The following is a 19,028-nucleotide window of genomic DNA, read 5'->3' as shown; positions in this document are numbered from 1 at the left end:
CCTTTCCTTTTCTAATCCGTGGGGGTGAGCGGGACGCGGTGCCGCTAGCCCCGGGAAGCCTGGCTGGCTGGGGTTGCGGGGGAGCCTTCGAGGGACTCGCGAACATGCTGGGCGCGGGGCTCAATTTCGCGGTCTGCGTACTTCACGTAGAGGTACGTGATCAGGAAGGTCGTGATGAACTGGCCGAAGCCAAGGAGCACGCCGACATTGATGTTTCCCCAGATCTTGATCCCCATGAAGTTCGGTGCAAACATCGCCAGGCTGACGTAGAGGACGAACCAGACGATGAAAAACACGGTCATGGGGAAGGTGAACCCACGCATTTTTGAGCGAAGCTCCTGGAACTCGGGTGATTGCTGCGCGGCAACGAACTCATCGGGCGTGGGGACGTGCCGTTGCGCGGGGGCGGCCGACTGGGTCAACTCTTTCTCCCTTCCTTGGGACTGTGCAGATCTTCACATTCGCCTGGCCGTTCGGCCTCAGCTCCTGTGATTGGCATCACAATTCTTTTGCGATTGCGAAAGAATCTACCGGCACCTAGAGCTTTTTCCAAAGTTTCCGATAAGAAAGTTTTGACTTTTTAGACAGCCCTCATGAAAACTTCCGCCCGACCTGCAAAAACGCGGATCATAGAGAAAAACCCGGCCATGTGGCCGGGTTGATTCCTACCCCCGTTGCGTCCCCCGTGTAAGACCTACGCCTTCCGGCGCCACGTCTCGAAGCGGTAGCGCAGCCCGTTCGGCTCCTCGTCGACCGGGTGGCCCTTCTCCGAGGCGAACCATTCGGAGCGCTCAACGGTGAACTCCGCCTCGTCCATCGCCGGGGCATAGACCTGGAAGCGCTTCGGAGCCACCATATCGATCTCCGTGATCACCACCCGGTCCGCGATCGGCATGCACTGCGCGTACACCTGGCCACCACCCAGGATCCACACGGTCACCCGGCCATCGTCCTGCAGCGCCTGCGACGCCGTCTCCGGCACCACGCCACCCGAACCTTCTCCGCGGGCGAACTTTGCGGCCGCCGCGATGCCGTCCTTAATGGAGGCGACCACGTGACCACCGGGGGCTGAATAATCAGCCGAACGGGTGATGACGAAGTTCTCGCGGCCCGGCAGCGGGCGGTACTTGCCCAGCGCCTCCCAGCTCGTGCGCCCCATCACGACCGGATAACCCATCGTCGAGTTCTTGAAGTGCTTCAGATCCTCCGGCAGATACCAGGGCATCTCCGCCCCATCGCCGATGATGCCGGCGGTCGTCTCCGCCCAGATCATCGCGATCTCCACCCCCGCCGGGACGTCTGCGCGGGTCAGGGCGGGGTAGTCGCCCTCACGGTAGCCGCTGGGGCGCTGTTCCTTCTGGACGTCAAACTCCGAAGCTCCCATTACACAGCCACCTTTGCCTTAATTACCGGGTGCGGGTCGTAGCCCACGAAGTTCACGTCCTCGAAGCCATAGCTGAACATGTCCTTAGCCTTGGTCAGCTCCAGCTGCGGATAGGGGCGTGGCTCGCGGGAAAGCTGCAGCTCCACCTGCTCGCGGTGGTTGTCGTAGATGTGACAGTCCCCGCCGGTCCAGATGAACTCGCCGACCTCCAGGCCCGCCTGCTGGGCAAACATGTGGGTCAGCAGCGAGTAGCTGGCGATGTTGAAAGGCACGCCCAGGAACATATCTGCGCTGCGCTGGTAAAGCTGGCAGGAGAGCTTCCCATCAGCCACGTACAGCTGGAACAGCAGGTGGCAGGGTGGCAGGGCCATGTTCTCCAGCTCCGAGACATTCCACGCGCTGACGATGTTCCGGCGGGAATCCGGGTTCTGCTTCAGCATCTCCAGAGCCTGGGAGATCTGGTCGATGTGGCGACCATCGGGGGTGGGCCAGCTGCGCCACTGCACGCCGTAGACCGGGCCCAGGTCGCCGTCCTCATCGGCCCACTCGTTCCAGATGCGGATGCCGTTATCCTGCAGCCACCGGACGTTGGAGTCCCCGGAGAGGAACCACAGCAGCTCGCCGACCACGGACTTCACGTGTACCGACTTCGTCGTAATCAGCGGGAAAGATTCCGCCAGATTGAAGCGGATCTGCTGACCGAACAGGGACGTCGTACCGGTGCCGGTGCGGTCGTCCTTCTTGGCGCCCTCCGCGAGGATCTTGGCGAGCAGATCCTCGTAGGGCGTGGCGATGGTGGGGGAAGATTGAGCCTCTGACATGCCTCATAGTCTAGGCAAAAGCCCCGCGACGCAGTCGACCGCCCGTGCGAGGGGTCGAGCTAGAGAAACTTCTGGATGCTCGCCAGCAGGTCCTCGGCGATCTCCTTGCGGCAGATCACCAGGTCCGGCAGGTATGGATCCGGCTCGTTATAGGTCGCGGGCGTGCCGTCCAGGCGGCTGCAGTGCAGTCCTGCCGCCAGGGCGACGCCGATCGGGGCGGCGTTATCCCACTCGTACTGGCCGCCGGCGTGGATGTACGCATCGTTTTCCCCACGCACTACGCTCATGGCCTTCGCGCCACAGGAACCCAGGCGGGTGATCTCCATGCCCAGGTCCTCGGCCACGTCGGCCGCGATCTGCGGGGTGGAATTTTGGCTGATGACGAGGCGGTTGTTCAGCTCACCGAAGTCCGCCTTCGCCCGGCCCTCCCGGTAGTCCGCCGCGGTGTAGACGGTGTGCATCTCCGGCATGCCAACCGCGGATTCGACAATCTCGCCGTCGACCGCCAGGGCAATGTGCACGGCCCAGTCATTCCGGGCACTGGCGTATTCACGGGTGCCGTCCAGCGGGTCGATCACCCACACCCGGGACTTGTCCAGGCGGGAGGGGTCGTCCTCCGCCTCCTCGGAGAGGATGGCGTCGTCGGGGCGGTGCAGGCTCAGCACACGCGCGATCCAGGCCTGGGCGACCTTATCGCCGGACTTGCCGAGCCCGTCGGAGTCCACCAGAAGGGGATCCGGTGCGCCAGCAGTGCGAATGCTGGTGAGGATGTCCCCGGTGCTGCGAGCCAAACGGGCACAGAGCGTGGCATCGTCGAGCGCGTCGCCTCGGCCTAGTCCTTGTGTCATGGTCTACACCTTAGCGCTTCTGGTTGTATGGACTCATGCCCTCCGCCGACTTGGATCAATTTCATGCCCCAGTAGCAGCATGGTTCCGGGACGTGTTCCACGAGCCGACGGTCGTCCAGTCCCAGGCGTGGCGGGCCATCAGCGCGGGGGAGAACACGTTGGTCGTCGCCCCCACCGGCTCCGGTAAGACGCTGGCGGCATTCCTGTGGTCGCTCTCCGAGCTGACGCGCACGGGTGTACTTTCCCACCCTTCGGCAGATCAGTCCGACCCGCAGACCCCCACCCGGGTGCTGTACATCTCGCCGCTCAAGGCACTTGGGGTGGACGTCGACCGCAACCTCGCCGCCCCGCTGGCAGGTATCGCGCGCACCGCCGCGGCGATGGGGGAGGACGTCGCCCCGGTTCGGGTGGGCGTGCGCAGCGGGGACACCCCGCAATCGGAGCGGGCAAAGTTGCTGCGCAATCCGCCAGAGATCCTCATCACCACCCCGGAGTCCCTGTACCTCATGCTGAGCTCGAAGGCGGCGGGGACGCTGCGTGGGGTGGACACCGTCATTGTGGACGAGATCCACGCGGTGGCCGGGACCAAACGTGGCGCCCACCTGGCTCTTTCCCTGGAGCGCCTGGAGCTGCTCACCGGCCGTGCGGTGCAGCGCATCGGCCTGTCGGCGACGGTGAACCCGGTGGATGCGGTGGCCAGCTTCCTCGGCGGCGACCGGCCGGTCACGGTGGTCAACCCGGCGATCAGGAAGGATTGGGACGTCCAGGTTCGCAGCGTGGTGCCGGACTTCCAGGATCCGCCGGCTGCCGAAGATCTCGACGCCGCGCGCTACGAAGACCCAACTGGCGATACCCAGGCGGGCACCGACGGGGACCAGGGTGCAGCCGGCGCCGGACACGGTGGCGGAGGACTTGCGGAAGGCGGCGACGTCGCGGAAAAAGCGCTGATCGACGAGGCCCTCGTCGGACCCAGCCTCATCGGCGAGGGGCTGGGCGGTGCCTCCGCCCTGGGTTCCGGGGCGCGGGTGGCCAGCGGGGTAGATAAGGAATCCGCCCTCCCGCAACAAAAATCCGTTTGGCCCCACGTCCAGCACGCCATCTACCAGCAAGTCATGGAGAACCGGGCAACACTCGTCTTCGTGAACTCCCGGCGCGCTGCCGAGCGACTCACCGGGGCGCTCAACGAGCTGTGGGCCGAGGAGCACGATCCGGAGTCCATCGCTGCCCCCACCCGTCGCGACCCCGCGCAGCTCATGGCGCAATCCACCCAGGTTACCGGCGTACCGGCGGTCATCGCTCGTGCCCACCACGGCTCGGTATCCAAGGAAGAGCGCGCCGACATCGAGGCAGCGCTGAAGTCCGGGACCCTGCGCTGCGTGGTCGCCACCAGCTCCCTGGAGCTCGGCATCGACATGGGCCTGGTGGACCACGTGGTGCAGGTGGGAGCCCCGCCCTCAGTGGCCTCTGCAGTGCAGCGCTGCGGCCGCGCCGGGCACACTGTGGGCGCGACCTCGCATGCCACGATCTACCCGCTGCACAAGCAGGACGCCGAGGCGGCCACGGTGATCACCCAACGGCTGTACGCGGGCGAGCTGGAACCGCTGCAGATCATCACGAATGCGCTGGACGTGCTCGCGCAGCAGACGATTGCCGCTGCGGTGCAGGCCCAACTGGGTTTCACGAATCCGCCGTCGGGTGCGGAGGCTGGCGCGTTGACGTCGGAAAATGAGGAGGGACAAACACCACACGGGACGCTGGACGTGGAGCGTTGGTGGCGCGCGCTGCGCCGGGCGTACTCCTATGCAGCACTGCCACGGGATGCCTTCGATGGCGTGATCGAACTGATCAGCGGGCACTATCCCAGCACCGACTTCGCGGACCTGAAACCTCGGGTGGTGTACGACCCGGCGGCGGGAACGCTACAAGCCCGCCCCGGCGCCCAGCGGCTGGCGGCCACCAGCGGCGGGACGATCCCGGACCGCGGCATGTTCGGAGTCTTCCTCGCCGCAGGTGAGGAGGGCGCCCGGCGCGTCGGGGAGCTCGACGAGGAGATGGTCTACGAGTCCCGGGTGGGGGACGTATTCACGCTCGGGGCCTCCAGCTGGCGGATCACGGAGATCAACCGCGACCAGGTCATCGTCGTGCCAGCGGCGGGGCACACGGGGCGGTTGCCGTTTTGGGTCGGCGACGCCGCCGGCCGGCCGGTGGAACTGGGTACGGCGATCGGTGAGCATCGCAGGCAGTGGGGCAGCGGCACCGTGGACGACCTGCACGCGGCCCCGTTCATCTGCGATAACACTCGGGAGAACCTGGACGGCTACTACCGGGGTCAAAAGGAGGCCACGGGGATCCTGCCGGACGAGCGCACCTTGCTGGTCGAGCGTTTCCGGGACGAGATCGGGGACTGGCGGGTGATCGTCCACTCGCCCTATGGCCGTGGGGTCAATGCCCCGTGGGCGATGGCGCTGGGCGCGGTGCTGCAGCGGGAGACCGGGATCGACGCGATGGCCGTGGCCGGGGACGACGGGCTGGTGTTGCGCCTGCCGTATTCCGAGGAGCCACCGGGGGCGGACCTGCTGCTGGGGCAGTTCTTCCGGGAGACCAGGCCTGGAGTCGGGGAGGGAGCTGTTCGCCAGGGCGCTGGTGGTGACGGTGCTGGGAGCCGGAAGGATATCGCGGGCCGGGGCGACGGGCAGCCGGGTGAGCTTTCGGAGGTCGTGCTGGCCGATGTGATGGACAACGTGGGCAGCTCCGCGCTCTTCGCTGGGCGGTTCCGGGAGTGTGCGGCTCGGGCCTTGCTGCTGCCGCGGCGCAACCCGGGCAAGCGGCAGCCGCTGTGGCAGCAGCGGCAGCGGGCCTCCCAGCTGCTGGACGTGGCCCGGGAGCACCCGGAGTTCCCGATCATGGTGGAGAGCATGCGCGAATGCCTCCATGATGTCTACCAGCTGGATGCGCTCACCGAATTGCTGAAGAAGCTTGGGCTACGGGGTGGCAGCTCAGGCGTGCGGGTCGCGGAGGTCACCACCGAGGGGCCGAGCGCTTTCGCCGAGTCTCTGCTGTTCACCTACACCAGCGCGTTCATGTACGAAGGCGATTCCGCCGAGCGGGCCGCCGCGCTGGCAGTGGACCCCGCGCTGCTGGCCAAGCTGCTGGGTAAGAGCGGCGGAGGCCTGCAGCTGGACCCCGCGGCGATCGAGCGGGTGGTGTCGGCCGCGCAATGGCTGGCCGATGGCCGCCAGGCCGGCACCGCTGAGCAGGCCATCGACATGATCCGGGCCCTGGGGCCCCTGACCCGGGAGCAGGTCGGCGACCGCCTGGTGCCGGAGAACCGGGAGGCCGTTCTAGCGGAGCTGGTGGAGCTTATCCCCCAGCGCATCGCCGAGGTGACCTTCGGCGGGGCCAGCCGCTGGGCGGTGGTGGAGGACATGCCGGTGCTCCGCGACGGACTCGGCGTTCCCGTCCCACCCGGCGTGCCCGCCGATCCTGAGCAGGTGGATGACGCCATCGACCAGCTGGTGCTGCGCTTCATGCGGCACCAAGGGCCGGTGACCCCTGCCCGCGTGGCTGCGGAATTCGGGCTGGGTGCGGCCACCGCCGAATCCCTGTTGAAGCGCTGGGTCGGGCAGCGTCGCCTGGAATCCGGCCACTTCACAGCAGGCGGCGATGAGGGCGCTACCGAGCAGGTCACGGAGTATATCGACACCGGCATGCTGCGCCGCCTTCGCTCGGCCACGCTGGCCGCCGCCCGCGGGGCCGTGGAACCAGTCAGCCCACAGACCTACGCGGAGTTCCTCGTGGACTGGCATGGGGTGGGCAGCTCGGAGCGGGAGGAGCTCGGCGAGGTCATCGAGCAGCTCGCCGGGGTCGCGCTGCCCACCAGCGCCTGGGAGACCCTGGTGCTGCCCAGCCGGATCCCGGACTATCAACCGGGCGATCTCGACGACCTGCTGGCCACCGGGGAGATCATCCTGCGCGGGGCCGGAACCGCCGGAAGCAACGACGCCCTCGTCAGCCTCCTGCCCGCAGATATCGCGCCGCTGCTCATCGACGAGCCAGTGGAAGCCTCGCAGCTCTCGATGGTCGCCACCCAGCTGCTGGAGCACATGGCCGGGGGCGGGGCCTTCCTCGCCGCTGAACTCACCCGGGCCACCGGCGCGGCCTATCAAGAGGTCGACGACGCACTGTGGGAGCTCTTCGACGTTGGACTTATCGCTCCCGATGGTTTCGCCGCGCTCCGGGCGAGGTTGACGTCCGGAAAACAAGGTGGTGCCACCGCCCACCGGGCACCCCGCCGCAACCGCGGGAGGGGATCGGCGCGGCGGCTGCGGATGGGGCGCAGCAGCTTTGCGCAGATGGCCGGCAATGAGTCGATGGACCGGATCCGGCAGCGGCGCCAGGCGATGAACGCGCACCAGTCGGTGCCGGGGCGCTGGGCGGCACTCGCCCCGCTGCTGGAGATCGACGTGACCGACGCGGAGCGTGCCCTGGCCCGCAGCGAGGCGTGGATCGACCGTTATGGCGTGGTTACCCGCGGGGCCGTGATGGCGGAGCACCACGCCGGTGGTTTCGCGGAGGCCTACCGGACCTTGAGCGCCTGGGAAGATTCAGGCGCGGTGCTGCGCGGATACGTCATCGAGGGGCTCGGCGGGGCGCAGTTCGCGCCGCACGCGGTGATCCGGCAGCTGCGGCAGCTAGAGGACCACGGAGCGGCTGGGGATCATGTTGCGGGTGCCAGCGGGGTCGCAGCCGGGCCGGTGCTGCTGGCCGCCGGGGATGTGGCAAACCCTTACGGCGCGGCCCTGCCGTGGCCCAGTCTCGACGACGAACCCGCCCGGCTGACCCGAGGCGCGGGGGCCTTCGTGGTGGTGGACCGTGGCCGCTTGGTCGCGCACTTCACCCGGGGTGGCAGGACGCTCACCGCCTTCGACGCGCCAAGCATGGCCGATGACACCCCGCCGGGGGCCATCAGCCAGCCGACGATTGACGCCATCATCGCCGCGCTGAGCAGCACGATTCGCGCCGGGCGGCTCTCCCCGGTCACGATTGACAGGATCAATGGCGCATCCGTGATGGACCTGCCTACCCAAGGGTGGATTGCCGCCGGGGCGCGGCTCACCCCGAAGGGCCTGAGCATCCGTGGCTGAGGCCGTGCGACGTAGCGCGCCAGCGCACTGCCCACCACAGGGGCGGTACTCCGGCAATTAGATGTGGCAGCTCGGCAACCAGGGCCGAGCTCAGGTGAGATCAAGAAGAGCCGAAAGGAGGCGGGCAATGCCCGAGGGAGATTCCGTCCTGCAGCTGGCCAATAGGCTGAAGTGGATGCCTGGCCGCGAAGTGCTGCACAGCGACTTCCGGGTGCCCGCGCTGGCCACGGCTTCCATCACCGGCGAGCGGGTCCGGGCGGTCTGGCCCTATGGTAAGCACCTGTTCATTCAGGCTGGGGAGCGGATTCTGCACACTCACCTGAAGATGGAGGGTGTGTGGGCCATCCACGCCGCGGGCAGCCGGTGGCGCCGCCCGGGCTACACCGCCCGGGTCGTGCTGCGCCTAAGCCCCCAGCACCCAGGCGGGCCACCCATCGAGGTCGTCGGCCACGAGCTGGGCTTCGTGCGCCTGTTTCCGGCCCGCGACTACGCCACCGTGGTTCAGCACCTGGGGCCGGACATCCTGGACCCCGGCTGGGCCAGCGAAGAATTCCGGGACACCGGGCGGCCGGGGCGAGACGAGGCCCTGCGGCGGATCCTGCGCCGTCCCGAGCGGAGCCTGGGCGCCGCGCTGCTGGACCAGCGCAACGTCGCCGGTATCGGCAATGAGTACCGCGCCGAGGTCATGTTCCTCATCGGCCTGCACCCCGCCGTGCCCGTTGGCCAGGCGGGGCAGCAGAAGGTGGCCCAAGCGCTGGACCTGGCGCGCCGGGTGATGTGGGAGAACCGACTGGAGCCACACAGGGTGTTCACCGGAGACCGGCGCCCTGGGATGGGCACCTTCGTCTTCGGTCGCGCGGCGAAGCCCTGCCGCCGCTGTGGGGAAACGATCGAACAGTCGATCCTTGGTGGGTGTTTCGCGGGCGGGGACCCGGAACTGGACGCCGGGGAGCTGGAACGCATCATCTGGTGGTGCCCGCACTGCCAGCCGGGCGGGCAGGCTTAGTCTTCCATTCCTGTCATCTCCCCCAGGTTGGGGTAGAGCAGGCTGTTTTCGCGGTTTAGGAAAGATTTTCAGCGAATTTTTATCTGAACGATTCAGTACTGCGCGACGCGATACTGGGGCATTCAATGCTTCTGTGAAGGTGTTATGTCACGCATGTGTTCGACGACTGTTGAATGATTTCATTGATATCGGCATGTGCATATGAGCTGTAAAGCTGAAGTGCGCGAACGTTCCGGCAGGGTGGGCGCCAGGGGTTCGTGGTGCGCTCTAAGGGCTTTTTCAGGAGTGATCTCCAGTTAACTTTTAGGTTTTACTCCATTAACCAAGCGGGTGTTCGAAAGTGTTAATTCTATCGATGTCGCTCACGCCGAGTCAGCGTCACTCAGTCAGCTTCAAACCGAGGAGGAGAATTCTTTCGTGTTCACCCGCAAAACCTCGACGGCCGGTAAGTGCGCCGCCGCGGTAGCAACCCTCGGCCTCGTGGCCACCGGCTTCGCCGGCCAGGCCCAGGCAGACACCCTGAACGATCACTACCCGGAAACCCCGAAAACCAACGTTGACCTGCCGATCGTCAACACCTACCACGGTAGCGACCACATCAAGGCCAACATCCTCAATCCGCGCCCAGTGTGCAACTCTGGCGAGGACTTCCGCACCGTCGTCTACAAGGTCAAGGATAATTTCACCCCGGCCGGCACGATCTCTGCGACCAACGGAACCGCCGACACCATCCCGCTGACCCAGGACCTGTCTAAGTCCCAGTCCATCCAGCTCTCCGTTAAGGGAGACCGGACCTCCACCACCACCGCCAACCTCGGCGGTGGCGCCAGCGGGGACAAGGGCAACGTCTCCACCGGCATCACCTACTCCCTGGCCAAGACTCTGGGCTTCGAAGCCTCCTACTCGCTGAGCTGGGAGGTCGGCCAGAGCATCGGCCCATACGACGTGCCAGCAGGAAAGACCGGCGAGGCCACCTACGGCTTCCGCACCATCACCATGACCGGCACCCAGCAGTACTGCAAGCCGAACGGCACCTGGTCCACCCCGCGCAGCTGGACCGCCCTCACCCCGATCAAGAACCAGGTCAACGTGAAGCTCTACGAGAACCCGGCCGGCGCCGCCGAGGGCGCGAAGGTAGAGGAGGGCACCGAGCCACAAGGCGAGCCGGTGGAGGTCCAGGAGGACGCGCAGCCGACCCAGGGCGAGTCCCCAGAGGCCGTGACCAAGGAAGCGGAGCCAGAAAAGGCAGCCCAGGCTGAAGAGATCGCCGCCAAGTCCGAAACCACCACGCTCGAGGAAGAGGAAGCCTAATGCAGAAAACCAAAAACTCCCTCCGCCTGGCCACCGCGGGCCTGGCCACCGTCGCTGCACTCAGCGGAATTGGCGGTGCAGTTGGTACCGCCACCGCGCAGGAAGAAATCGACCCGGACTTCTCCCACACAGCTGCGTCCACCCAGGCCGAGTACGACCTCGAGCCGTACTTCCAGACCTCCGGCGCCAAGGCCAAGGGCTTCGCCGGCACCGTCGTCCTGAAAGTGAAGAACGTGGGCAGCCAGCGCTACTACCAGGACTATCCGCTGACGACCTTCCGCATCGACGTGAAGACCGACAAGGGGCCGGAGGGCGTCGACCGCCTGATCACCCCGCGCGGCATGAACGGCGCGCACATCTTCGATGAGGGCTTCGATCCGGAGACCTCCACCCGAAGCTTTACCGTCACCCTCTCCAACCCGATCAACGCCGGCGACACTGCGACCGTCGCCGCCCTGGACTTCGGTGACGGCAAGACCAAGGAAGGCCGCCTCTACAACTACCTTGAGGTCACCCAGACCGGCCGCCACAAGGAGGACACCGCCACCTCTAATGACGAGCAGGTCGACTCCCGCGAGCACACGGTCACCGATACCGGCAAGAAGAACGAGGGCCTCTTCTAGAACCCATCCCGACCGGGGGAGTGGTATCCACCACCCCTCGGCACCGGTGCGTTTTCCTTTTTAGGACGTCAAAATCCCCGCCAACGCTTTGAACTGCTCCCCACTAGTCGGTAACTGATTTCTCAGTCCAACTAATGGGGAGCAGTTCGCTTCTCGCGTTGACGGGGATTTTCTCGACTGCACCACCCGGGTGGGTGGCGCGGTTGCAGCAAGGGTTCGGGGCTTAGTTGCTGATCCCTGCGGCCAGCTTCTCGATGGATGCCTTCGCATCGCCGAGCAGCATGTCGGTGTTCTCGTTGAAGAACAGCGGGTTCTGCGCACCGGAGTAACCGGCACCCATGGAACGCTTCAGCACGATCACGCGCTCAGCCTCCCACACCTTCAGCACCGGCATGCCGGCGATCGGGGAGCCCGGCATCTCGGCGCTCGGGTTGACCGTATCGTTCGCGCCGATGACCAGGACGACGTCGACCTCGTCGAAGTCGTCGTTGATCTCCTCCATGTCCATGACGATGTCATAAGGGACCTTGGCCTCGGCCAGCAGGACGTTCATGTGGCCCGGCAGGCGGCCGGCGACCGGGTGGATACCGAACTGGACGGTCTTGCCCTGGTCACGCAGCTTGCGGGTCAGCTCGGCGACCGTGTACTGCGCCTGGGAGACGGCCATGCCGTAACCCGGGGTGATCATGATGTTCTTCGCATCCTTGAGCATCGCGACAGCCTCGTCGGTGTCGATCTCGGTGTGGGTGCCGTCGACACCCTCCGCGACCGCGCCACCGTCGGTGCCGAAGCCGCCCAGCAGGACGTTCAGGAAGGAGCGGTTCATCGCCTGGCACATCACGTAGGAGAGGAACGCACCGGAGGAACCGACCAGCGCACCGGTGATGATCAGCAGCGGGTTCTGCAGCATCAGACCGGTGAAGGCAGCTGCCCAGCCGGAGTAGGAGTTCATGATGGACACGACGACCGGCATGTCGCCACCGCCGATCGCGGCGACCAGGTGCCAGCCCATGAACAGCGCCAGGGCGGTCATGATGCCAACCGCGATCCAGGCGGTGGTGCCCTCGCCAGCGACGATGAACACGACCATGAGCACGAGGCTGACCACCAGGATGGCGACGTTCAGCAGGTTACGGGCCGGCAGCAGCAGCGGAGCGCCCTTGACCTTGCCGGAGAGCTTCAGACCAGCCAGGATCGAGCCGGTGAAGGTCACGGCACCGATGAAGATGCCCAGGAAGACCTCACCCAGGTGGAAGTTGTAGGCAGCAGCGCCCATCGAGTCGGCGGACTCGGAGACGAAGGAGTTGTAGCCGATGAAGACCGCGCCCAGGCCGACCAGGCCGTTGAACAGGGCGATCAGCTGCGGCAGGCCAGTCATCTCGACGGAGTGCGCGCGCTTGATGCCGTAGGTGGCACCGAGGCTCATAGCCAGGGCGATGAGGACGACGGTGATGACCGGGTCCAGTGCGTCGGAGTCGGTGGTGGAGTGCACCACGGCCTGGAAGATGGCCACGGCGATGGCGACAGCCATACCGCTCATGCCCAGCGTGTTACCGCGCTTCGCGGTCTCTGGCTTGGACAGGCCGGCCAGTGCCATGAGGAAGAGCACGGCGGCCACGATGTAGGCCAGGTTCGAGATCCGGGCCAGCCAGTCCAGCAGCGTGGCGTTCTCGCCGGTCGCTGCCTGCGAAAGGATCAGAGTGGCAGTCATGGTTTATGCATCCTCCTTAACGAACATGCCGAGCATGCGGTCTGTGATGGCAAAGCCACCGAACACGTTGACGGAGGACACGACGATTGCCAGGAACGCGAGGACCGTAACGATGATATTCGGGTTGTTGATCTGCAAGATCGCGCCGACCAGGACGATTCCTGAAATCGCATTCGTCTCGGACATCAACGGGGTGTGCAGGGTTGGGGTGACCGCGGAGATCACGTAGAAGCCCAGCACGATGGCCAGGGTCAGGACGACAAAGTTGCCGCTCATGCCCAGCGGGCTGACAAGCACGATCGCTGCACCCAGCAGGATGGCGATGGCCAGGCCGATCTTGGCGAACGGGCCGCCCATGAAGGCTTGCTTCTCCGGCTCCTCGGCGGCCTGCGCTTCCTGCGCGGGCTGCTGCGGGGCGACGGACACGCTCACCGGTGGTGGCGGCCAGAGGATGGAGGTCTCCTGGCCGTCGTTGAGGGTGACGGTGATGGTACGGATGATCTCGTCATCCAGATCCAGCACGCGCTGGCCGTCCTTCTCCGGGGTGATCAGCTTGAACAGGTTGACGATGTTCTGGCCGAACAACTGGGAGGCCTGGCCCGGCAGGCGACCTGCCAGGTCGGTGTAGCCGATGATGGTCACGCCGTTGTCGGTGACGAAAACCTCGCCCGGCTTCGTCAGGGCGCAGTTACCGCCGTTGGCTGCCGCCAGGTCGACGACGACGCTGCCCGGACGCATGTTGGCGACATCCTCTTCGGTGAGCAGCACCGGGGAGGTGCGGCCCGGGATGTTTGCGGTGGTGATGACGATGTCGGCCTCGGCGGACTGCTGGGAGTAGATCTTCGCAGCGAGTTCCGCCTGGTCCTGGGTCATCTCCTTGGCGTAGCCGTCCTCGGACTTCTCAGTCTCCTCCTGGATGGCGACAAACTCCGCACCCATGGACTCGACCTGCTCGCCAGCCTCGACGCGCAGGTCGGTGGCCTTGACGATCGCGCCCATGGAGTTGGCGGTACCGATCGCGGCCAGACCAGCGACACCAGCGCCGATGACGTAGACCTTTGCCGGCGGCACCTTACCTGCGGCGGTGACCTGTCCGGTGAACAGTCGACCGAATGCGTTGGCGGCCTCGATGACCGCGCGGTAGCCGGCGATGTTCGCCATGGAGGAGAGCACGTCCATGGACTGTGCGCGGGAAATACGCGGCACAGCGTCCATCGCGAGCCCGGTGATGCCACGGTTGGCGAGCTCGTTGATGAGCTCTTCGTTGCGGCCGGGAGCCATGCGACAGATCAGGGTTGCCCCGGAGCGCATGAGGTCGCGCTTGGCCTTGGGTGGGGTGTCGAGCGTCGTGACGATGTCCGCCTCCCAGACCTCCTCGCCTACGATGCTCGCGCCGGCCTCGCGGTAGAGGGCGTCAGGGTAGGCGGCGTCTTCGCCGGCACCTGCCTGTACTTCAACGTCATAGCCGAGCTTGATGAGCTTGCCGACCGTGTCTGGTGTGGCTGCCACCAGCGGCTGGTTCTCACCCGGCTCAACCGGAATACCGATACGCACTTTGTCTCCTGTGCAGTCTTCTGGGGGATGAAAGTTCCGGGCACTGATCGCAACGTAGAGGTGGCGTTGTGATCGTCCAGTGCGAGTAAGTGGTGATTCTCACAAGCGACCCGAAAAACATTGGGTCTATATTTATCCCTTTTTCGGAGTGCTTGTCGCGCGCTTTGAAGAATTAAAGGAGAAAAAATGCCAACGGGGGCACCCGATGCCCCGGGTGCCCCCGTTGATAAAATTGCCGTTTTACCCCCAAAGTGGGGTCAGTATGCCTGCCACTCCGGGCGGTTGGCATCCACGAAACGGTAAAACTCGGTTTCCTGCAGCTGGGAGGCCGCTGCCTCGTCAACGATGACCGTCGCGTGGCGGTGCAGCTGAAGCACGGAGGCCGGCATCATCGCGGACACCGGCCCCTCCACCAGGCGAGCCACCGCATCGGCCTTGTTTTCCCCCGTGGCCAGCAGCAACAGGTGCCCGGCGCGGCGGATCGTGCCCAGGCCCTGCGTGATCACGTGGATCGGCACCTCCTCGAGCGAACCGAAGAAGCGGGCGTTATCCCGCCGTGTCTGCGGGTGCAGCGTCTTCAGACGGGTCAGGGAGTCGAAGGAGCTGCCGGGCTCGTTGAACCCCACATGCCCGTTGGTTCCCACGCCGAGAAGCTGGATGTCGATGCCCCCGGAGGCCTCGATGGCCGCCTCGTACTCTCGGCCTGCCTCATCGGTGCGCGGGTTCATCCCATCCGGGGTGTGCACCGCGCCGTCGGCGAAGTCCACGTACTGCGTGAACTCGTTATAGATCGTGTAGTGATAGGACTGCTCGTGATCCTCCGGCAGGCCCACGTATTCGTCCAGCAGGAAGGCCGTGGTGTTCGCGAAGCTCAGGCCCTCGCGGTGCTTGGCGATGAGCTCCCGGTAGGTCAGCAGCGGGGTGGAGCCGGTGGCCAGCCCGATGTTCTTCCCCTCGGAGACGTACCGGGCCATGATGGTGGCCGCGAGTTGCGCGACTTCTTTCGGGGTCTGCCGAATCACAACGTCCATGAGCAGGCGGTTCTTTCCAGTATCGGTCGGCGCAGGTCATTGCGCCGATGGTGTTTATTGAGTCTAACCCTCGTTGCGGTGCTGCCGGTAAAAGCTAATCAGCGCGTCGGTGGAGCCGTCCCCGGCTGCCACGTCAGCGGTGCCCCGCACTGCCGGGAGTAGGTCGCTGGCCTGGAGTTTTCCGAACTCTACGCCCCACTGGTCGAAGGCATTGATGCCCCAGATCACCGATTGCACGAAGGTGATGTGCTCGTAGAGTGCGATCAGCCCGCCCAGGGAACGCGGGGTCAGCATGTCCGCCAGGATGGTGGTGCTGGGCTGGTTGCCCGGCATCTCCTTGTGGGGGATCAGCTCCTCGGGGGTGCCTGCGGCGCGCAGCTCTTCAGCGGTGCGACCGAAGGCCAGCACCCTGGTCTGGGCGAAGAAGTTTGCCATCAGCATGTCGTGCATCTTCGTGCCCTCGGGTTGGGCGGTGACCTCGCCGTGGGGGTTGCAGAAGCCGATAAAGTCCGAGGGGATGAGCTGCGTGCCTTGGTGGAGCAGCTGGAAGAACGCGTGCTGGCCATTCGTCCCGGGCGCGCCCCAGTAGACCGGGCCCGTGGGGACTCCGACCTTGGATCCATCCAGGCGTACGGACTTGCCCAGCGACTCCATGGTCAGCTGCTGCAGGTAGTCCGGGAATTCGCGGAGGTCCTCGCTATAGGGCATCACCGCGTGGGACTGGGAGTCCAGAAAGTCGCGGTACCACACGCTCAGCAGACCCATCAGGGCTGGCGCGTTCGCATGCAGCGGCGCGGTGCGGAAGTGCTCGTCCACGTCGTGCAGCCCGGCCAGGAACTCGTCGAAGTCCTGCGGGCCGATCGCAGCCATGAGCGTGAGCCCGATGGCGGAATCCACCGAGTAGCGACCGCCCACCCAATCCCAGAAGCCGAACATGTTCGCCGGGTCGATGCCGAACTCCGTGACGGCCTCGCGGTTGGTGGACACGGCGACGAAGTGCTTTTCGATGATGGGCTGCCGCTCCGCGCTCGTCCCCGCCGGCACGCCGCGGCGCTCCAGCTCGGTGAGGAGCCATTGCTTCGCTGCGCGCGCATTGACCAGGGTCTCCTGGGTGCTGAAGGTCTTCGAGCTGATGACGAAGAGGCAGGACTCCGGGTCGAGTGCGTCCAGTGTGGCGCTGAGGTCCGCCGGGTCCAGGTTGGAGACGAAGTAGGGCTCGATGCCCGCGGTTCGGTAGGGGCGCAGCGCGGCCGCCGCCATGGAGGGGCCCAGGTCGGAGCCTCCGATGCCGATGTTGACGACCTGCTTGATGGTCCGCCCAGTCACGCCCAGCCACCGGCCGCTGCGCAGGTCACGGCAGAAGTCCCGCATCCGACCTAGGACCTCGTGGACGTCCGCGGCGACGTCCACCCCGTCGATCTGGAAGTCCTGGTCCACCGGGACGCGCAGCGCGGTGTGCAGGGCGGCACGGTTCTCGGTGGTGTTGACTGTGGCCCCGGCCATCATCGCGTCGCGGTACTCCGGCAGGCCCATCGCTTCGCCCAGCTGAACCAGCAGCTCCATGACGCGCGCGTCAGCGAGGTTCTTCGACAGGTCGATGTGCAGGGGACCTGCCTGGATGGTCATGTCCTCGACGCGGGTGGCCTCCTGGTCGAAGATTTCCCTGAGCGTGGTGCCGACGAAGCTCTCCTTATAGTCCTGGAGTTCCTGCCACGGTGCGGTGCTGGTCACCCGCTGTGGGTTGGGTGGGATGCTCACTGCTTGAGTTCTCCTCGGGAGGTGCGTCGCCGGTGAAGTCTTGGACGTATCTTCACCCAGCCTAGTCGTCTCGGTGGCGGTCGCACGGTAGTGCCACAGCGTGCCCCGTGACATAGCTACCGGTGGCCGGCGGCAACGCTCAGTGGCCGGGGTTTGCTGCCAGTGGCCGGCGGTGACGCCCGGTGGCCGGCGGTGACGCCCAGTGGCACAGTGGGGGTATGGCTACTTCGGCAGAAAACAACACAGCACAGAACACCTCCGATTCAGAGTTCTTCACCACCGTCACCGCCGGCCCGCGGGAGATCACCGTCCCGACGGGGCTGTTTATCAACGGCCAGTGGCGCCACGGCGCGGACGGGGAGACCCTCGGGGTTACCGACGCCGCGACCGGCCAGGAGTTCGTGCGGGTGGCGTCCGCAACGGAAGGTGATGCCCGCGAGGCGATGGACCACGCCGCGAAGGCGCAGCCCGAATGGGAGAACACCAGCCCGCAGGAGCGCGCCGACCTGCTGCGCTCTCTGTATCAGCTGGTGCAGGATCATGCTGATGACCTGGCCTACCTGCAGTCCCTGGAGCTCGGCCGCGCGTTGAAGGACAGCCAGGGCGAAGTCGGCTACGGTGGGGGATTCTTCCGCTGGTACGCCTCCCGCGCTGAGGCGATCGCGGGGGAGTACCGTGTGTCCCCGGACGGTGGCAGTCGCATCATTACCCACCCGAAGCCGGTCGGCCCGGTTCTGGCTGTGACTCCGTGGAACTTCCCGCTGGCGATGATCACCCGCAAGCTCGCCCCAGCGCTGGCCGCGGGCTGCACTATGATCGTCAAGCCCGCGCAGATGACCCCGCTGACCGCGCTCTACCTGGCCGAGCTTTCCCGCCAGGCGGGCCTGCCGGATGGGGTGTTCCAGGTGCTGCCGACCAGTACCGCGTCGAATGTCTCCGCCATTTTGGACGACGACCGCCTGCGCAAGTTCACCTTCACCGGTTCCACCGAGGTGGGCCAGGCGCTCGCGGCGAATGCCGCCGAGGGCACCATCCGCACCTCCCTGGAGCTGGGAGGCAACGCCCCGCTCGTCGTCCTCGAGCACGCGGACATGGACAAGGCCGTGAACGCCGCCATCGACGCGAAGATGCGAGGCGCAGGGCAGGTCTGCATCGCCGCCAACCGCATCCTGGTGCACGAGTCGCTCGCCGAGGAGTTCACCGCAGCGGTCACCAAGCGGATCGGCGAATTCGTGCTCGGCGCGGGAACCGATAGTGGCGCCACCGCAGGCCCAATGGTCAGCGCGGAGCAGCGCGACAAGGTCGCAGACATGGTCGAAAAGGCCGTCGAGCAGGGCGCGAAGGTGGAGATCGGCGGCTTCACGCTGACCGAGGACTCCCTGGCGAAGCACCCGGAGCTCAAGACCACCGGTGAGCTGGACACCAACGGCTTCTGGTACGCCCCGACCGTCCTCTCCGGGGTCACCCAGGACTTCGAGATCGCCAACCAGGAGATCTTCGGACCCGTCATGACCATCCAGACCTTCGCCGATGAGGACGAGGCCCTGGCCAACGCCAATGCCACGAACTTCGGCCTGGCCGGCTACGTGGTCGGCGAGAAGCTACAGGAGACGATGGCCTTCGCCGAGAAGATGGAGGTCGGCATGGTGGCCGTCAACAAGGGCCTGCTCTCCGACCCAGCCGCGCCATTCGGTGGGGTGAAGCAGTCCGGCATCGGCCGCGAGGGCGGCTTCGAGGGCATCGAGGAGTACCTCGAAACCCAGTTCATCACCGTCTCCTACTAGGGGCCGGTCCGGGGGAGTTCCCGTTACCTTGTGAGTGTCCCCGATAATGGGGA

The 19,028-nt window shown here is 65.9% G+C and carries 13 protein-coding genes; 5 read left to right on the top strand and 8 right to left on the bottom strand.

Annotation, left to right across the window (positions count from 1 at the left end; translation table 11 throughout):
• Nucleotides 1–44: 44 nt before the first annotated feature.
• The 4 genes from HMPREF3088_RS03215 to HMPREF3088_RS03200 all read right to left on the bottom strand — a co-directional run bounded on the left by HMPREF3088_RS03215 (nucleotide 45) and on the right by HMPREF3088_RS03200 (nucleotide 3,053).
• Nucleotides 45–422, bottom strand: coding sequence for a DUF485 domain-containing protein (locus HMPREF3088_RS03215; protein ID WP_083317310.1), 378 nt, complete (start codon nucleotides 420–422; stop codon nucleotides 45–47).
• Nucleotides 423–694: 272 nt separating this feature from the next.
• On the bottom strand, nucleotides 695–1,384 hold the full coding sequence (locus HMPREF3088_RS03210; protein ID WP_070758427.1) for a dihydrofolate reductase: 690 nt from the start codon (nucleotides 1,382–1,384) through the stop codon (nucleotides 695–697).
• Nucleotides 1,384–2,205, bottom strand: a complete 822-nt coding sequence (locus HMPREF3088_RS03205; protein ID WP_070758426.1) for a thymidylate synthase — start codon at nucleotides 2,203–2,205, stop codon at nucleotides 1,384–1,386. Before HMPREF3088_RS03205 ends, HMPREF3088_RS03210 begins: the two co-directional genes overlap by 1 nt.
• A gap of 59 nt (nucleotides 2,206–2,264) precedes the next feature.
• Nucleotides 2,265–3,053 carry a 3'(2'),5'-bisphosphate nucleotidase CysQ gene (locus tag HMPREF3088_RS03200; protein ID WP_070758425.1) on the bottom strand — a complete coding sequence of 263 codons (789 nt, stop codon included), beginning with the start codon at nucleotides 3,051–3,053 and terminating at the stop codon, nucleotides 2,265–2,267.
• A 35-nt stretch (nucleotides 3,054–3,088) separates the two neighbouring features.
• On the opposite strand from HMPREF3088_RS03200, the gene HMPREF3088_RS03195 reads away from it, so the two are divergent.
• The 4 genes from HMPREF3088_RS03195 (at nucleotide 3,089) to HMPREF3088_RS10840 (ending at nucleotide 11,137) form a co-directional block, all read left to right on the top strand.
• Entirely contained in the window at nucleotides 3,089–8,197 is a 5,109-nt protein-coding gene (locus tag HMPREF3088_RS03195) for a DEAD/DEAH box helicase (RefSeq protein ID WP_070758424.1), read from the top strand.
• 127 nt (nucleotides 8,198–8,324) lie between these two features.
• Complete coding sequence (locus HMPREF3088_RS03190) at nucleotides 8,325–9,203, top strand: DNA-formamidopyrimidine glycosylase family protein (protein ID WP_070758423.1); 879 nt, start codon at nucleotides 8,325–8,327, stop codon at nucleotides 9,201–9,203.
• A 417-nt stretch (nucleotides 9,204–9,620) separates the two neighbouring features.
• A complete protein-coding gene (locus tag HMPREF3088_RS10845) occupies nucleotides 9,621–10,514 on the top strand; it encodes a hypothetical protein (protein WP_070758422.1) in 894 nt (297 codons plus the stop codon).
• A complete protein-coding gene (locus HMPREF3088_RS10840) occupies nucleotides 10,514–11,137 on the top strand; it encodes a hypothetical protein (protein ID WP_070758421.1) in 624 nt (207 codons plus the stop codon). Before HMPREF3088_RS10845 ends, HMPREF3088_RS10840 begins: the two co-directional genes overlap by 1 nt.
• A gap of 223 nt (nucleotides 11,138–11,360) precedes the next feature.
• Here the strand turns inward: HMPREF3088_RS10840 and HMPREF3088_RS03175 are convergent, their stop codons facing one another.
• The 4 genes from HMPREF3088_RS03175 to pgi form a co-directional block, all read right to left on the bottom strand.
• Complete coding sequence (locus HMPREF3088_RS03175) at nucleotides 11,361–12,848, bottom strand: NAD(P)(+) transhydrogenase (Re/Si-specific) subunit beta (protein ID WP_070758420.1); 1,488 nt, start codon at nucleotides 12,846–12,848, stop codon at nucleotides 11,361–11,363.
• A gap of 3 nt (nucleotides 12,849–12,851) precedes the next feature.
• Nucleotides 12,852–14,402 (bottom strand): Re/Si-specific NAD(P)(+) transhydrogenase subunit alpha, encoded by a 1,551-nt coding sequence (locus tag HMPREF3088_RS03170; protein ID WP_070758419.1) that lies wholly within the window; start codon nucleotides 14,400–14,402, stop codon nucleotides 12,852–12,854.
• A 257-nt stretch (nucleotides 14,403–14,659) separates the two neighbouring features.
• Nucleotides 14,660–15,433 (bottom strand): glucosamine-6-phosphate deaminase, encoded by a 774-nt coding sequence (gene nagB, locus HMPREF3088_RS03165; RefSeq protein ID WP_070758418.1) that lies wholly within the window; start codon nucleotides 15,431–15,433, stop codon nucleotides 14,660–14,662.
• A gap of 63 nt (nucleotides 15,434–15,496) precedes the next feature.
• Nucleotides 15,497–17,191, bottom strand: a complete 1,695-nt coding sequence (gene pgi / locus HMPREF3088_RS03160; RefSeq protein WP_070758417.1) for a glucose-6-phosphate isomerase — start codon at nucleotides 17,189–17,191, stop codon at nucleotides 15,497–15,499.
• A gap of 218 nt (nucleotides 17,192–17,409) precedes the next feature.
• Here pgi and HMPREF3088_RS03155 point away from each other — a divergent pair, with 218 nt between their 5' ends.
• Nucleotides 17,410–18,975, top strand: coding sequence for an NAD-dependent succinate-semialdehyde dehydrogenase (locus HMPREF3088_RS03155; RefSeq protein WP_070758416.1), 1,566 nt, complete (start codon nucleotides 17,410–17,412; stop codon nucleotides 18,973–18,975).
• Nucleotides 18,976–19,028 lie beyond the last annotated feature (53 nt).

The sequence above is a fragment of the Corynebacterium sp. HMSC22B11 genome (assembly GCF_001815965.1).
GTDB lineage: Bacteria > Actinomycetota > Actinomycetes > Mycobacteriales > Mycobacteriaceae > Corynebacterium.
This window is presented reverse-complemented; position numbering and strand designations above follow the sequence as displayed.

Coding starts and splice junctions, on each gene's coding strand:
- HMPREF3088_RS03210 (WP_070758427.1), bottom strand. CDS start 1,384: ATGGGAGCTTCGGAGTTTGACGTCCAGAAGGAACAGCGCCCCAGCGGC.
- HMPREF3088_RS03205 (WP_070758426.1), bottom strand. CDS start 2,205: ATGTCAGAGGCTCAATCTTCCCCCACCATCGCCACGCCCTACGAGGAT.
- HMPREF3088_RS03200 (WP_070758425.1), bottom strand. CDS start 3,053: ATGACACAAGGACTAGGCCGAGGCGACGCGCTCGACGATGCCACGCTC.
- HMPREF3088_RS03195 (WP_070758424.1), top strand. CDS start 3,089: ATGCCCTCCGCCGACTTGGATCAATTTCATGCCCCAGTAGCAGCATGG.
- HMPREF3088_RS03190 (WP_070758423.1), top strand. CDS start 8,325: ATGCCCGAGGGAGATTCCGTCCTGCAGCTGGCCAATAGGCTGAAGTGG.
- HMPREF3088_RS10840 (WP_070758421.1), top strand. CDS start 10,514: ATGCAGAAAACCAAAAACTCCCTCCGCCTGGCCACCGCGGGCCTGGCC.
- HMPREF3088_RS03175 (WP_070758420.1), bottom strand. CDS start 12,848: ATGACTGCCACTCTGATCCTTTCGCAGGCAGCGACCGGCGAGAACGCC.
- nagB (WP_070758418.1), bottom strand. CDS start 15,433: ATGGACGTTGTGATTCGGCAGACCCCGAAAGAAGTCGCGCAACTCGCG.
- HMPREF3088_RS03155 (WP_070758416.1), top strand. CDS start 17,410: ATGGCTACTTCGGCAGAAAACAACACAGCACAGAACACCTCCGATTCA.